The sequence below is a fragment of the Bradyrhizobium sp. Pha-3 genome, assembly GCF_042258325.1.
GTDB lineage: Bacteria > Pseudomonadota > Alphaproteobacteria > Rhizobiales > Xanthobacteraceae > Bradyrhizobium > Bradyrhizobium elkanii.
This window is the reverse complement of the sequence record NZ_CP170151.1, coordinates 297,543-312,175: the sequence shown is the minus strand read 5'-3', so window position 1 is coordinate 312,175 and position 14,633 is coordinate 297,543. Positions and strand designations below refer to the sequence as shown.

Annotated in this window: 14 protein-coding genes; 7 read left to right on the top strand and 7 right to left on the bottom strand. The window is 65.3% G+C overall.

Annotated features, from left to right (window positions below; translation table 11 throughout):
* Positions 1-32: 32 nt before the first annotated feature.
* From ACE10X_RS01470 to ACE10X_RS01445, 6 genes are all read left to right on the top strand, one after another.
* Positions 33-1,217, top strand: a complete 1,185-nt coding sequence (locus ACE10X_RS01470; protein WP_304557426.1) for an alanine--glyoxylate aminotransferase family protein — start codon at positions 33-35, stop codon at positions 1,215-1,217.
* Between the two features lie 266 nt (positions 1,218-1,483).
* A complete protein-coding gene (locus ACE10X_RS01465) occupies positions 1,484-1,792 on the top strand; it encodes a GIY-YIG nuclease family protein (protein WP_038385767.1) in 309 nt (102 codons plus the stop codon).
* 283 nt (positions 1,793-2,075) lie between these two features.
* Entirely contained in the window at positions 2,076-3,128 is a 1,053-nt protein-coding gene (locus tag ACE10X_RS01460; RefSeq protein WP_244435857.1) for an ABC transporter ATP-binding protein, read from the top strand.
* A gap of 23 nt (positions 3,129-3,151) precedes the next feature.
* Positions 3,152-4,216, top strand: a complete 1,065-nt coding sequence (locus ACE10X_RS01455) for a substrate-binding domain-containing protein (RefSeq protein WP_038385775.1) — start codon at positions 3,152-3,154, stop codon at positions 4,214-4,216.
* A 191-nt stretch (positions 4,217-4,407) separates the two neighbouring features.
* Entirely contained in the window at positions 4,408-6,126 is a 1,719-nt protein-coding gene (locus ACE10X_RS01450; protein ID WP_304557425.1) for an iron ABC transporter permease, read from the top strand.
* A 97-nt stretch (positions 6,127-6,223) separates the two neighbouring features.
* A complete protein-coding gene (locus tag ACE10X_RS01445) occupies positions 6,224-8,332 on the top strand; it encodes a S9 family peptidase (RefSeq protein ID WP_375763931.1) in 2,109 nt (702 codons plus the stop codon).
* Between the two features lie 222 nt (positions 8,333-8,554).
* Here ACE10X_RS01445 and ACE10X_RS01440 read toward each other — a convergent pair whose 3' ends face one another.
* The 3 genes from ACE10X_RS01440 to ACE10X_RS01430 form a co-directional block, all read right to left on the bottom strand.
* The gene (locus ACE10X_RS01440) at positions 8,555-9,274 is read right to left on the bottom strand and encodes a ribonuclease activity regulator RraA (RefSeq protein WP_038385771.1); all 720 of its coding nucleotides are present in this window, start codon (positions 9,272-9,274) and stop codon (positions 8,555-8,557) included.
* A 59-nt stretch (positions 9,275-9,333) separates the two neighbouring features.
* On the bottom strand, positions 9,334-11,073 hold the full coding sequence (araD, locus tag ACE10X_RS01435; RefSeq protein WP_038385776.1) for an L-arabinonate dehydratase: 1,740 nt from the start codon (positions 11,071-11,073) through the stop codon (positions 9,334-9,336).
* A gap of 175 nt (positions 11,074-11,248) precedes the next feature.
* Entirely contained in the window at positions 11,249-11,881 is a 633-nt protein-coding gene (locus ACE10X_RS01430) for a response regulator transcription factor (protein WP_018269422.1), read from the bottom strand.
* Between the two features lie 153 nt (positions 11,882-12,034).
* Between ACE10X_RS01430 and ACE10X_RS01425 the strand changes: the two genes are divergently transcribed.
* The gene (locus tag ACE10X_RS01425; protein ID WP_038385772.1) at positions 12,035-12,343 is read left to right on the top strand and encodes a hypothetical protein; all 309 of its coding nucleotides are present in this window, start codon (positions 12,035-12,037) and stop codon (positions 12,341-12,343) included.
* Positions 12,344-12,482: 139 nt separating this feature from the next.
* Here ACE10X_RS01425 and ACE10X_RS01420 read toward each other — a convergent pair whose 3' ends face one another.
* Genes ACE10X_RS01420 through ACE10X_RS01405 form a run of 4 tightly spaced genes read right to left on the bottom strand, consistent with a single transcriptional unit; the run spans position 12,483 to position 14,617 of the window.
* Positions 12,483-12,800: a hypothetical protein gene (locus ACE10X_RS01420; protein WP_038385773.1), complete on the bottom strand. Its 318-nt coding sequence runs from the start codon at positions 12,798-12,800 to the stop codon at positions 12,483-12,485.
* A gap of 3 nt (positions 12,801-12,803) precedes the next feature.
* Positions 12,804-13,661: a protein-glutamate O-methyltransferase CheR gene (locus tag ACE10X_RS01415; RefSeq protein WP_038385774.1), complete on the bottom strand. Its 858-nt coding sequence runs from the start codon at positions 13,659-13,661 to the stop codon at positions 12,804-12,806.
* 37 nt (positions 13,662-13,698) lie between these two features.
* Positions 13,699-14,088, bottom strand: a complete 390-nt coding sequence (locus ACE10X_RS01410; RefSeq protein ID WP_018269419.1) for a PleD family two-component system response regulator — start codon at positions 14,086-14,088, stop codon at positions 13,699-13,701.
* A 43-nt stretch (positions 14,089-14,131) separates the two neighbouring features.
* Positions 14,132-14,617: a chemotaxis protein CheW gene (locus ACE10X_RS01405; RefSeq protein ID WP_155262680.1), complete on the bottom strand. Its 486-nt coding sequence runs from the start codon at positions 14,615-14,617 to the stop codon at positions 14,132-14,134.
* Positions 14,618-14,633: the final 16 nt, after the last annotated feature.

The window sequence follows — 14,633 nt, the reverse complement described above, 5'->3', positions numbered from 1 at the left end:
ATTTGCGCGCTTTATCCAAAAGGAACAGGACGATGACCGTTCGCGCGGGCCGGGAATTTCTGGCCATCCCCGGGCCCACCACGATGCCCGATCAGGTGCTGCAGGCCATGCACCGCCCGGCGCTCGACATCTACTCCAACGAGATGGTCGAACTGACTGACAGCCTGCTGCGCGACCTCTCAAGGCTGTTCGCCACCCAGGGCAAGTCCTACATCTACATCTCCAACGGCCACGGCGCCTGGGAGGCGACGCTCTCCAACGTGCTGTCGCGCGGCGACAAGGTGCTGGTGCTGGAGAGCGGACGCTTCGCGATCGGCTGGGGCCAGGCCGCGGCCGCGATGGGCGCCGAGGTCGAGGTGCTGAAGGGCGACTGGCGCCGCGCGATCCGTCCGGCCGAGGTCGAGGAGCGGCTGAGGCGCGACAAGGAGCACACCATCAAGGCGATCCTCGTGGTGCAGGTCGACACCGCGTCGGGCGCCTATAACGACATCGAGGCGATCGGCAAGGCGATCAAGGCCGCCCGCCATCCTGCATTGTACATGGTCGACACCGTGGCCTCACTCGGCTGCATGCCGTTCGAGATGGACAAATGGTATGTCGACGTCGCGATGAGCGGCTCGCAGAAGGGCCTGATGACGCCGCCCGGCCTCGGCTTCGTCGCCGCCAACGACCGCGCCTGGGACGCCCACAAGAAAGCCGATCTGCGCACGCCCTATTGGGACTGGACCGAGCGCGAGGGCTCGGAGCACTACCGCAAATATGCCGGCACCGCGCCGGTGCATCTGCTGTTCGCACTGCGCGAGGCGATCAACATGCTGCACGCCGAAGGCCTGGAGAATGCGCATCTGCGGCATCGGCTGCTCGGCGAAGCCGTGCGCCGCGCGGTCGCCGTCTGGGCCGAGGGACAGGTGCTCGGCTTCAACATCACCGAACCCGCCGAGCGTTCCAACACCGTGACGACGGTCACCGTGAAGGGCGCCGATCCCGCCGCGATCCAGCGCTACGCCAAGGAGAAATGCGGCGTGGTGCTCGGCACCGGCATCGGCGATTTGCAGGGCCAGGCCTTCCGCATCGCGCATATGGGCCACGTCAACGCGCCGATGATCCTCGGCACCCTCGGCGTCGTCGAGGTCGCGCTGACAGCGCTGAACATCCCGCACGGCAAGGCCGGCGCCGACGCCGCCATCCAGTGGCTCGGCGAGAACGTGAAGGCTTAGGCCGAGGCGGTCTGAGGTGTTAGATCCGTCATCCTGAGGAGGCCGCGGAGCGGCCGTCTCGAAGGATCGACGGCCGCGCTCCCGCCGCGAGAGAATCGGAGAACGCCGCGATATCCGGACCGTGCATCCTTCGAGACGCGCGCAAGAGCGCGCTCCTCAGGATGACGGGACAGGCTGTTCGCGGGATGATGGACCGGCACTTGCCCATTGACCGCGACTAAGCTTGCTTCATGATCGGGCCGTGCGTTACGCGCGGACCTATCGCCATGGGCATCTACGTCTACATGCTTCGCTGCGCCGACAACTCGTTCTACGTCGGCAGTGCCACGGGCGACGATCTCGCGCCGCGCATCGGACAGCACAACACGGGTGCTTTCCCAGGCTATACCTACAATCGTCGACCAGTGGTCCTCGTCTGGTCAGAGTATTTCGATCGCGTCACTGACGGTATCGCTGCGGAACGGCAGATCAAGGGCTGGAGTCGAGCGAAGAAAGAAGCTCTGATTCGGTCGGATTGGGCCACGATCAGCCGACTGGCTCATCGACGCAGAACGACCCCTTCCCCGTCATCCTGAGGAGGCCGCGGAGCGGCCGTCTCGAAGGATCGACGGCCACGCTCCCGCCGCGAGAGAATCGGAGCACGCCGCGATATCCGGGCCGTGCATCCTTCGAGACGCGCGCAAGGGCGCGCTCCTCAGGATGACGGAAGAGTGGTCGGGATAAACGCAACGAAAAGGTGCCACGACTTTTTGACAGGGCATGAACACTTTCCGTCGTCATCATTTTCCGCTTTACTGCCGGCAACAGCCGGGCACGGATCCCTGCGACACAACAAAATGGAGGGACCGCTTGGCATCGGTGGAATTGCGCGGCCTGGTCAAGCGGTTTGGATCGTTTGTCGCGGTTGATGATGTTTCGCTCACGATCGATCATGGCCAGCTGGTCTGTCTGCTCGGACCGTCCGGCTGCGGCAAGACCACGACGCTGCGGCTGATCGCCGGGTTCCTCGAACCATCCGACGGCGAGATCCGCGTCGGCGACCGCGTGGTGTCGTCGAAGGCGCGCACGCTGCCGCCCGAGCAGCGCAACATGTCGATGATCTTCCAGAGCTACGCGCTGTGGCCGCATATGACGGTGGCGGAGAACATCGTCTACGGCCTGCGCTTGCGCAAAATGGATCGCGACACCATCGCCAAAAAGCTCGCCGCGATCCTGGCCACAACCAAGCTGGAACCGCTGGCACAGCGTTATCCGGGCGAGCTCTCCGGCGGCCAGCAGCAGCGCGTCGCGCTGGCGCGCGCGCTGATCGTCGGCCCCGAGACGCTGCTGCTCGACGAGCCATTGTCCAATCTCGACGCCAATCTGCGCGAGGAGATGCGGTTCGAGATCCGCCGCCTGCACGACGAATATCGCTACACCACGGTCTACGTCACCCACGACCAGTCCGAGGCGATGACGACAGCCGACCTGATCGCGGTGATGAATGCCGGCAAGATCGACCAGCTCGGCGCGCCTGAAGATATCTATGCGCGGCCGGAATCCGAATTCGTCGCGCGCTTCATCGGCGCCGCCAATGTGATCAAGGGCACCGCGCGCGATGCGAACCACGTGGAGTTCGCCGGCGCAACGCTCGAGGTGGTCGGCGCCACGCTGACGGCCGGCCAGAGCGCGCCGGTGGCGATCCGCCAGCATGAGATCCAGCTCGCGACGCAGGCACCCATCGCGCAGCAGAACACACTCAAAGCCGTCGTGACGCGGCAGGTCTATCTCGGCATGAATCGCGACTACATGGTGGAAACCGCTGACGGCACATCGCTGCGGGTGACCACGCCGACCGAAACCGCGGTCGAAAAGGGCAGCGAGGTGTGGCTGACCTTGCCGCCCGCGCGCTGCCGGGCGCTCAGCCGATAAGCAACAAGAAACGGAGCGACGCAATGCGGAAGCCGGTTTCCAGACGCGACGTCCTGAAAGGCTCTGCGGCGCTTGCGGCCGGCACGGTGTTCGCGTCACCGGTACGCGCCGCCGCACCTGCGCCGGTCGCGATCACGCCCGATCTCGTCGCCGCCGCGACCAAGGAAGGCAAGCTCGTGTTCTATTCGTCGATGGACCTGCCGGTCGGCGAAAAGCTCGGCAAGGCGTTCGAGGCCGCCTATCCCGGCATCACCGTGCAGATCGAGCGCTCCGGCTCGGAGCGGCTGTTGCAGCGCGTTGCGCAGGAATTCGATTCCAACATCCATGCCGCCGACGTCGTCAACAGCGCCGACGCCTCGCATTTCATTCCCTGGAAGAAGAGCGGCTGGCTGATGCCGTTCGTGCCCGAGGACGTCGCGAAACATTTTCCCGACAACTATCGCGACCCCGACGGCATGGCCGTGACCACGCGGCTGTGGCTGTCGTCGATCGCCTACAACACCAACCTGGTGAAGGCGGAGGACGCGCCGAAGAGCTTTGCCGACCTGCTCGACCCGAAGTGGATGGGCAAGATGGTGAAGGGCCATCCGGCCTATAGCGGCACCATCATGACCACCACGTTCCAGATCGTGCGCGAGCTCGGCTGGCCGTATCTGGAGAAGCTTGCGAAACAGCGCGTGATGCAGGTGCAGTCCTCGACCGATCCGCCGAAAAAGCTCTCGCTCGGCGAGCGCGCCGTGATGGCCGACGGCAATGAATATGGCATCGTGCTCTTGAAGGAAGCCGGGCAGCCGGTCGAGCCGGTTTATCCGACCGAGGGCACGCCGACGATCTCGGGTCCCACAGGCATCTTCGCCGGTGCGCCACATCCGAACGCCGCAAAGCTGTTCCAGGCCTGGCTGCACACCCGCGAGACCCAGCAATTCTTCGTCGACTTCACCGGCCAGTATTCGCTGCACACCCAGGTGCAGCCGAAGGCCGGCCGGCGCAAGCTTTCCGACATCAAGCTGATGAAGGAGGATCCGGCGGGGGTGGAAGCGATGACCGAAGAGATCAAGACGCGCTATGCGCGGTTGTTTCGGGTGTGAGCGATGAAGGTCGCGGCGCACGCTTTCTTGCCTCGCCCCGCTTGCGGGGAGAGGCCGACGCGCATCGCAAGATACGCGGCGGGTGAGGGGGACTCTCCGCGCATCCGGTATCCGCGGAAGCGGCCCTTCACCCCACCCCTCTCCCCGCAAGAGCGGGGCGAGGGAGCTGAGACAGTTCACCGCGGGTCAACATGACAACAACAACTACCTCCCCCGTCTCCCGCCCCCGCATCGACTGGACGCGGCCGGTGCTGTGGCTGTTCGCAGCCGTGCTCATCCTGCTGATCCTGCTGCCGCTGTCGTGGCTCGCGGTGTTTGCCTTCACCGACAAGGGCCGGCATCCGACGCTGCAAAACTTCGTCACGCTGTTCAGCAATCCCGATTTCCTCGATCCGCTGCTGACGACCGCGATCATCGCGACCACGTCGGCGCTGATCTGCTGCATCGTCGCGGCGCCGATCAGCTGGCTGGTGTCGCGCACCGACATGCCGGGCCGGCAGACCATCCGCGCGCTGGTGACGGCCTCGTTCGTGACGCCGCCGTTCCTGGGCGCGGTCGCCTGGGAGTTGCTGGCGGCGCCGAATTCGGGGCTGCTGAATCAGCTCTACCGGCTGTTCGCCGGCGAGGACGCCGACGCGCTGTTCAACATCTATTCGATGACCGGGATCATCTTCGTGATCTCCTGCTACACGTTCCCGTTCGTGTTCGTGCTGGTGGCCAATGCGCTCGACACCATGCCGGGCGAGCTGGAAGATGCCTCCGCGATCCTCGGCGGCAATGCCTGGACCACGGCGCGGCGGGTGACGATTCCGCTGGCGCTGCCCGCGCTGGTCGCAGGCGCCCTGATTGCGTTCCTGCAGGCGATGACGCTGTTCGGCTCGCCGGCGATCCTGGCGCTGCCGGCCGGCTTCCACACCATGACGACCAAGATCTGGAGCCTGTTCCAGTATCCGCCGAAGCTCGAGCTCGCGGCCGCCGCCGCGGTGCCGCTGCTGGTGCTGACCATCCTGCTGCTGCAAGGCCAGAAGGCGCTGCTCGGCCGCCGCGGCTATTCGGTGATCGGCGGCAAATATGGCGCGCCGCGCCGGGTCGAATTGCGCGGCTGGCGCTGGGCCGCGCTCGGCTTCTGCCTCTTTGTGCTGCTCAATCCGGTGTTCCTGCCTTACCTCGCGCTGCTCAACGCCGCATTCTCGCCGAACGCGACCACGCTGGTGACGCCGTCGACGGCGACGCTGCACAACATCGTCTTCGTGTTCACCGAGCTGTCGTCGACCCAGCTCGCACTCAAGAACACCGTGATCCTCGGCACCGCGACCGCGACGATCGGCACCATCCTCGCGCTCGTCATCGCCTATGTCACGACGCGGAAGGTGATCGCGGGCCACCGCGTGCTCGGCTTCCTCGCCACCGCGCCGGTCGCGGTCCCCGGCATCGTGCTCGGCGTCGGCCTGTTCCTGAGCTACACGCGGCCGCCCTTCGTGCTCTATGGCACGCTGTGGATCCTGCTGCTGGCGTTCCTCACCATCAATTTGCCGTCGGCCTATCAGCAATTGCAGGCGGCGTTCGCGACCATCCATCCCGAGCTCGAGGAGGTGAGCCGCATCCTCGGCGCGACGCGGCTGCAGGCACTGCGCCAGATCACCGCGCCGCTGCTGCGCACCGGCGTAATCGCTACCTGGTGCTTCATCTTCATCGGCGTGATGCGGGAACTGTCGGCGGCGATCGTGCTGTTCACCTCGCAGACCAAGGTGCTGTCGGTCCTGATCTACGACCTCAACGAAGGCGGCGACCTCGCCGCGATCGCGGTGCTCGGCATTGCGATGCTGGTGATCACCTTCGCCGTGGTGCTGGCGGTGAACCGGATCCCGATGTCCGGCGGCAATGCGGGGGCGAGGCTACGCAACGGCTAGCTCGCTCTGCCGCGTGCGGGCGCGCGAATAGGTGCGCCATCTGGCAATCGCCACATTCATCCCGATATAGAGCGGAACCCCGCACCATGAGGATCGTGTGACCAAATCCGCCATCACAACATCGCCCCCGGTCGCGCCGCGCCGGCCGCATTCCTTCACCACCCACGGCATCACGGTGACCGACGATTATGCGTGGATCAAGGATCCGAAATGGCAGGAGGTGCTGCGCGATCCCTCGACCCTCGATTCCGATATCCGGAGCTATCTCGAAGCCGAGAACGGCTACACCGAGAGCCTGCTCGGCCACACCGACGGCTTGCAGAAGCGGCTGGTCAAGGAGATGCGCGGGCGGATCAAGGAGGATGATTCCAGCGTGCCGTCGCCGGACGGCCCGTTCGCCTATTTCCGCAAGTTCCGCGAGGGCGGCCAGCACGAGCTGTACTGCCGTACGCCGCGCGACGGCGGCGACGCCCATGTCGTGCTCGACGGCGACGCGCTGGCGAAGGACCACGAATATTTCAAGTTCGGCGGCAGCCGGCATTCCAACGATCATCGGCTGCACGCCTGGAGCGCCGACACCAAGGGCTCCGAATATTTCTCGATCCGGGTGCGCGACTGGGCCACTGGCGGCGATCTCGACGACCTCGTCGAGGAGACCGACGGCGGCGTGGTGTGGGCCGCGGATTCAAGGAGCTTCTTCTACGTCAAGCTCGACGACAATCACCGGCCGATGCAGGTGTGGCGGCACAAGCTCGGCACCCAACAGGCCGACGACACCCTGATCTATGAGGAGCAGGATCCCGGCTGGTTCACCCATCTGCACGAGAGTGCGAGCGGCCGCTTCTGCGTGATCGCGGGCGGCGACCATGAGACCTCCGAACAGCGGCTGATCGATCTTTCCAATCCCGACGCGCCGCCGCGCCTCGTCGCGGCACGCAAGGAAGGTGTGCAATATTCGATCGCCGACCGCGGCGACGAGCTGTTCATCCTGACCAATGCCGACGATGCCATCGACTTCAAGGTCGTCACCGCGCCGCTCGCCGCGCCCGAGCGCGCCAACTGGCGCGACCTGATCCCGTATCGCGAGGGCGTCTATGTGCTCGACGTCGAGCTCTATGCCGGCCACATGGTGCGGCTGGAGCGCGCCAATGCGCTGCCGGCGATCATCATCCGCGACCTCAGGAGCGGCGAGGAGCACGCGATCGCCTTCGACGAGGCGGCCTATTCGCTCGACACCATGGGCGGCTACGAGTTCGACACCACCAACTTGCGTTTTGCCTATTCGTCGATGACGACGCCGTCGGAAGTCTATGACTACGACATGGCGACGCGGACGCGGAGCTTGCGCAAGCGCCAGGAGATTCCGTCCGGCCACAACCCGGCGGACTACGTCACCACCCGCATCATGGCGACCTCGCATGACGGCGCGCAGGTGCCGGTCTCGATCCTGCATCGCAAGGATTTCGTTCGCGACGGCAAGGCGCCGCTATTGCTGTACGGCTACGGCTCGTACGGCATGGCGATGCCGGCATCGTTTGCCGCCAACCGGCTGTCGCTAGTCGACCGCGGCTTTGTCTATGCGATCGCGCATATCCGCGGCGGCGCCGACAAGGGCTGGGGCTGGTATCTCGACGGCAAGCGCGAGAAGAAGACCAACACGTTCGACGATTTCGCCGCCGCCGGGCGCGCGCTGATCGAGGCGAGATACACCGGTGCAAAACGCATCGTCGGCCACGGCGGCTCGGCGGGCGGCATGCTGATGGGCGCGGTTGCCAACCGCGCCGGCGAGCTGTTCGCCGGCATCGTCGCCGAAGTGCCGTTTGTTGACGTGCTCAACACCATGCTCGACGACACGCTGCCGCTGACGCCGCCGGAATGGCCGGAATGGGGCAACCCGATCGAGAGCGAGAAGGATTTCCGCACCATCCTGTCCTATTCGCCCTACGACAATGTCGCGGCCAAGGACTATCCCGCGATCCTGGCGATGGGCGGGCTCACCGACCCGCGCGTCACCTATTGGGAGCCGGCGAAATGGATCGCGCGGCTGCGCGCCACCATGCGCGGCGGCGGCCCGGTGCTGCTTCGCACCAACATGGGCGCCGGCCACGGCGGCGCCTCCGGCCGCTTCAACCGCCTCGACGAGATCGCGATCGTCTATGCGTTCGCGCTGTGGGCGGTCGGGATGGCGGACAAGGCGGAGGTGTAGGGCACCGTTGGCTTGCGCGCTCCCTCCGCATCGTCGTCCTGGCGAAAGCCAGGACCCATACCGCGTGATCTATCCAGCAAGGAGGTCGCAGTACTGGGGCACACAACGCAACTGCCAGTCTTCGCCAAACTCCTCCCTGTGGTTATGGGTCCCGGCCTTCGCCGGGACGACGGCGGAATGCGTGGCGATCATTTGTCCGCGACGACAGCGGTGGTTGGGCAGCTACCGCCCCTTCGCCTTCCGCCAGGCTGCAAAATCCTTCAGCGTCTGCTCGTCGGTCGCAGGATACAGGCCGAAGATGCCGCGACCCTTCTGGACCTGCTCGGTGACGAAATCCTCGAACGCGGTCATCTCGAACGTCTCGTCGGCGATCTCATCGGCGAGATGCGCCGGGATCACGATGACGCCGTCGCTGTCGCCGAGGATGACGTCGCCGGGAAACACCGGCGCATCGCCGCAGCCGATCGGCACGTTGATCTCGATCGCCTGATGCAGCGTCAGGTTGGTCGGCGCGCTCGGGCGATGATGAAAGGCCGGGAAGCCGAGCCGCGCGATCTCGGCCGAATCGCGGAAGCCGCCGTCGGTGACGACGCCGGCGCTGCCGCGCTTCATCAGCCGCGTCACCAGGATCGCGCCGGCCGACGCGGCGCGCGCATCCTTGCGGCTGTCCATGACAAGCACGCTGCTGGCCGGACAGTCCTCGATCGCCCTGCGCTGCGGATGCGCGCGGTCACGGAACACCTCGATTGTGTTGAGGTCCTCGCGCGCCGGCATGTAGCGCAGCGTGAAGGCCTCGCCGACCATGGTCGGCTGATCCGGGCTCAAGGGATGGACATCCTGGATCATCTGGATACGGAAGCCGCGCTTGAACAGCGCGGTCGCGACGGTCGCGGTGGAGACGGATTTCAGCTTGTTGCGGGTGGCGTCGCTGAGTTTTGACATGTGGTGCTGTGTCCCGGTTGTCATTCCGGGTTCGCTTCGCGCCCCGGAACGACGGTGAGTCAGTAGATCGACGGCTCGCCCACCGGTTTACCAAAACCGGTCTCGAGGAAATCGAAGTCGCAGCCTTCATTGGCCTGCTTGATGTGTTTCGAGAACATCCAGCCATAGCCGCGCTCGAAGCGCTTTTCGGGCTGCTTCCACGCCGCGCGGCGCTTGGCGAGTTCAGCCTCCGGTACATCGAGATTGATGGTGCGCGCGGCGACGTCGAGGGTGATGCGGTCGCCGTTCCGAACCAGCGCCAGCGGGCCGCCGATATAGGATTCCGGCGAGACGTGGAGGATGCAGGCGCCGTAGCTGGTGCCGCTCATCCGCGCGTCCGACAGCCGCACCATGTCGCGCACGCCCTGCTTCACGAGCTTGGTCGGGATCGGCAGCATGCCCCATTCCGGCATGCCCGGCCCGCCCTGCGGACCGGCATTGCGCAGGATCAGCACGTGATCGGCCGTGACGTCGAGATCGGGATCATCGACCGCCTTCTTCATCGACGGATAGTCGTCGAACACCAGAGCAGGCCCGGTGTGCTTGAGGAAGCGCGGATCGCAGGCGCTTGGCTTGATGACGCAGCCATCGGGCGCGAGATTGCCCTTCAACACCGCGAGCGCGCCCTCCTTGTAGATCGGGTTGTCGACGGTGCGGATCACGTCGTCATTGTGCACCTCGGCGCCTGCGATGTTCTCGCCGAGAGTCTTGCCGGTGACGGTGATGCAGTCGAGATGCAAATGCTGCCTGATCCTATTCATCAAACCGGACAGCCCGCCGGCATAGAAGAAATCCTCCATCAGATAGAGGTCGCCGCTCGGCCGCACATTGGCGATCACAGGCACCTTGCGGCTCGCGATCTCGAAGTCGTCGAGCGAGATATCCTGGCCGGCGCGGCGCGCCTGCGCGATGAGGTGAATAATGGCGTTGGTCGAGCAGCCCATCGCCATCGCGACCGTGATCGCGTTCTCGAAGGCCTTGCGGATCTGGATCTTCTGCGGCGTGAGATCCTCCCACACCATCTCGACGATGCGGCGGCCGGCCTCCGAGCTCATGCGGATGTGGTTGGCGTCGGCCGCGGGGATCGACGAGGCGCCCGGCAGCGTCATGCCGATGGCTTCCGCGATCGCGGTCATCGTCGAGGCCGTGCCCATGGTCATGCAGGTGCCATAGCTGCGGGCGATGCCGGCCTCCATGTCGACCCAGTCCTTGTCGGAGATCTTGCCGGCGCGGCGCTCGTCCCAGTATTTCCAGGCGTCCGAGCCGGAGCCCAGCGTGCGGCCCTTCCAGTTGCCGCGCAGCATCGGTCCTGCGGGCAGGTAGATCGCCGGCAGGTTCATGCTGGTGGCCCCGAGCAGCAGGCCGGGCGTGGTCTTGTCGCAGCCGCCCATCAGCACCACGCCGTCGACCGGGTGACCGCGCAGCAGCTCCTCGGCATCCATCGCCAGCATGTTGCGGTAGAGCATCGTGGTCGGCTTCAACAGCGATTCCGACAGCGACAGCGCCGGCAGCTCGAGCGGAAAGCCGCCGGCCATCAGCACGCCGCGCTTGACGTCGTCGACCCGGCTCTTGAAATGCATGTGGCAAGGCTGCGCATCCGACCAGGTGTTGATGATCGCGATCACCGGCCGGTCGCGCCACTCCTCCGGCGCGTAACCCATCTGCATCGCCCGCGATCTGTGGCCGAAGGCGCGCAGATCATCGGGCGCAAACCAGCGCGCGCTGCGCAATTGATCCGGGGTCTTGCTCTTTTTCGTCATCGCCATGTGTCTCGACATTGCTCGCACGCGCGCGATCCCGGCACGCTTGCCCTGCCTCAGGCATACACTCGATTTTCAGACATGTCGTCCCGCGCCCGGCGCAGACGTGCCGTTCGCTGAACGTGCGCCGCGCGGGCTCCGCAACGTGGCAATCGGAACGTAAACCGGCCTTGGCTTATTTTTGCTGCGCCGTCATCACGATGCGAACCAGATCGGCGGCGTTGCGCGCGCCGAGCTTCTTCATGATGTTGGCGCGGTGATCCTCGATCGTGCGCGGACTGATGCCGAGGTGGCGCCCGGCTTCCTTGTTGGAGGCGCCCGCGGTGAACTGCTCGAGCACCTCGCGCTCGCGGCGGGTCAGCGGCTCGCGACCCGGGAAGTGCAGCGCGGCGATCCGCGACGCCGACGTCTCGGCCTGGCGCCTGGTGTAGGCGTCGATCGCCTCGTTCAGACGGCTCACGATCTCGTTGCCGCGGAACGGCTTCTCGATGAAGTCGAGCGCGCCGTTCTTGATGGCGCTGACCGCCATTGCGATGTCGCCCTGACCGGAGATCATGAAGATCGGCGCCGGATAATCCTCGCCATGCAGCTCCCTCAGGATATCGAGGCCGGATTTGCCGGGAATATGCACGTCGAGCAGGATGCAGGCCGGCGTCCTGCTGCGCGCCACCGCGAGCAACGCCGCGCCGTCCGCAAAGCAGATCACCTTGTAACCAGCGGTCGACAGGACCACTGAAAGCGTCTCGCGAACGGCAGGATCGTCGTCGACTACAAAGATTTCCCCGCGCGGAGCGCCATTCTCAACCATATGCATCGTCCATCAGTGGTGAAGCGTGCTGCCCTGACCGCACAAGAACTAACTAGACCATCTCGATCAATGGACCCGTATTTGTACGGGACGTCCGCTTAACGCACAAGTAGCACCGCGTTCCCTAAAAGTGGGGGCAGTGGAGAAACATGCATGGAAAATGCAGCGGCGGACCGAGTTGCAGTGCGCTTGGACGAGGGCAATGATCCCTACGGTCTGATCGTGACGGACCTGGTCGCGCTGATTGGCCATGTCCAGGCGAGCCTGCGGCTGATCGAAGCGGCGATTGCGCGCGAGGCCGTGCTGGCCGAGCGGCAGGCCGACACCGACATCGTCGTTCGCGACGACGTTACCCCGCGCCGCCTCACAGCGTCCACCGCCCTGAAAGCCTGCGATGCCGGCCTCGGCGCGGCGCTCGACCGGCTGCGCGATTCCGGGGCACCGGCGCGTCTGCTGAACTGACCCGCCGCAACCGACGGGTTCGGCCCGATCACCTCGATTGTCCCGACGACGCCCAACCCATCAGGCGACGATCTGTTCCACGCATCGTCCGGATTGGCCGCGGGCCTTGCCCGCCCGGCCGGATCAGGCCTTCTTGGCGTCAGGCCCTGGCCCGCTCTTCATCGGCGGACGATCGCCGCTTGCTCGACTTGCCCTTGAGGAAGCTGATGTCCATTTCGGTGCCGTTGACGCGGACCAGTTCGCAACGGCGATAGGCAAGTCCGGTCGAGGACAGCAGGAGGAAAAACTCCTTCAGGTTGAGCCCCTGAATGGAACCTTCGACCGTCAGCGACGCATCGGTGTCGGAGATGGCATTGAGCTGGCAGTCGCGCCGCCAGGTGCCGTCGATGGCCATGATGCAGACATCGACGCCCCGGCTGAAGGTGACCCGCTCAATGGATTTGCCGTCCTCGGTCATCGCTCAATATCCGACCGCCATCGCAGGCCTAGGCATGGCGAGCCCGCCCCGCACCCCGCTCGGCCGGTACAGGCCACGTCGCTCGGGAAGCGGCTTGAACGTGTCGGTCAGGCCGACCACGGTTTCGGCGGCACCCAGCACCAGGAAGCCGTCGGGCTCCATCAAGCGGGCGAGACGGTTGAAGATGTTGATCTTGGTGTCCTGATCGAAATAGATCAGCACGTTGCGGCAGAAGATCACATCAAACGTGCCGAGCTGGGAGAAATCGTGCAGCAAATTGAGCTGGCGGTGCTGCACCATCGCGCGCAATTCGGGATTGACCTGCCAGAATTCACCCGACTGCTTGAAGTACTTGACCAGCATCTGGATCGGCAGCCCGCGCTGCACCTCGAACTGGCTGTAGATGCCGGCCTTCGACTTCTCCAGCACCTCCTGCGACAGATCGGTCGCGATGATCTCGACGCGCCATCCGGCAAGCGCCGCGCCCATTTCCTTCAGGCACATCGCCAGCGAATAGGGCTCCTGGCCGGTCGAGCCAGCGGCGCACCAGATCCGGACGCTGCGGCGCGCGGCACGTGCCTTCAGCACCTCGGGCATGATGGTGTCGCGGAAGTGCTCGAACGGCACCTTGTCGCGGAAGAAGAACGTCTCGTTGGTGGTCATGGCTTCGACCACCTGGACGGTGTGCGCGGACGAGCCCGCCTTGATCTTGGCGACCAGGTCGGGGATGCCGGACAGGCCGCTCTTGCGCGCCAGCGGCAGCAGGCGGCTCTCGATCAGATATTGCTTGTCCGCGGACAGATCGAGACCGGACTGGTCCTTCAGCAGCTTACGCAGATACTCGTAGTCGGGGGGCGTCACGGGAGCCTCACAAGGGACTGAATGGTGAAACGGGGTGTCAGGCTTCGGCCGACGCGTCGAGCGCCAGCAGGCCCACTTCCTGGAATTTCGCGATCACGATGTCCTTGTCGAACGGCTTCATGATGTATTCGTTGGCGCCGGCATGCAGCGCCCGCGAGATGTGGTCGATGCCGTTCTCGGTCGTGCAGAACACGACCTTGGGCTGATCGCCGCCGGGCATGCGGCGGAGCTGCACGAGGAATTCGAAGCCGTCCATGACCGGCATGTTCCAGTCGAGCAGCACGGCATCCGGCAGCGCGCGCTTGCAGGCTTCGAGCGCGACCGCGCCGTCCTCGGCCTCGATGACGGTGAACTCCATTCCTTCGAGGATGCGGCGCGCGATCTTTCGCACCACGCCGGAATCGTCGACGACGAGACATGTCTTCATGTGTTGGCCTCCTTGTGGAATCCACCGTCTCCGCGGTGGAGTGTTACGCTGCAGCAGCTGTCCTTGGATCGGTCTTGGGCACCAGTTCGAGCACGCGATCGACATCGAGGACGACCATGAGCTGGCCGTCGAGGCGGTGGACGCCGCCGGCGAGCTTGGCCATGCGGGGATCGAGGTTGACCGGATTGTCCTCGCGGCTGTCGTCGGGCAGCCGCAACACCTCGCCGATCTGGTCGATCAACAGGCCGTAGGATTCGCCGCGCTGGTCGACGCCGACCGCCATCGGAGGCTTACCGTCATCGGCCTTCGGCAGCCCGAGCCGGGCGCGCATGTCGACCACGGTGACGATGCGGCCGCGCAGATTGAGCACGCCGGCGATCTCGCTGGAAGCCAGCGGCACCCGCGTCAGCCGCTCCGGCATGAACACGTCCTGCACCCGCGAGATCGGCAGCCCGAACAGCTGCCCGCCGATCACGGCGGTGACGTATTCGGCCATCGCGCCTTCGCTGGTCTCGGTCTTGCTGGTCATCGTATCGTCCCTTCAA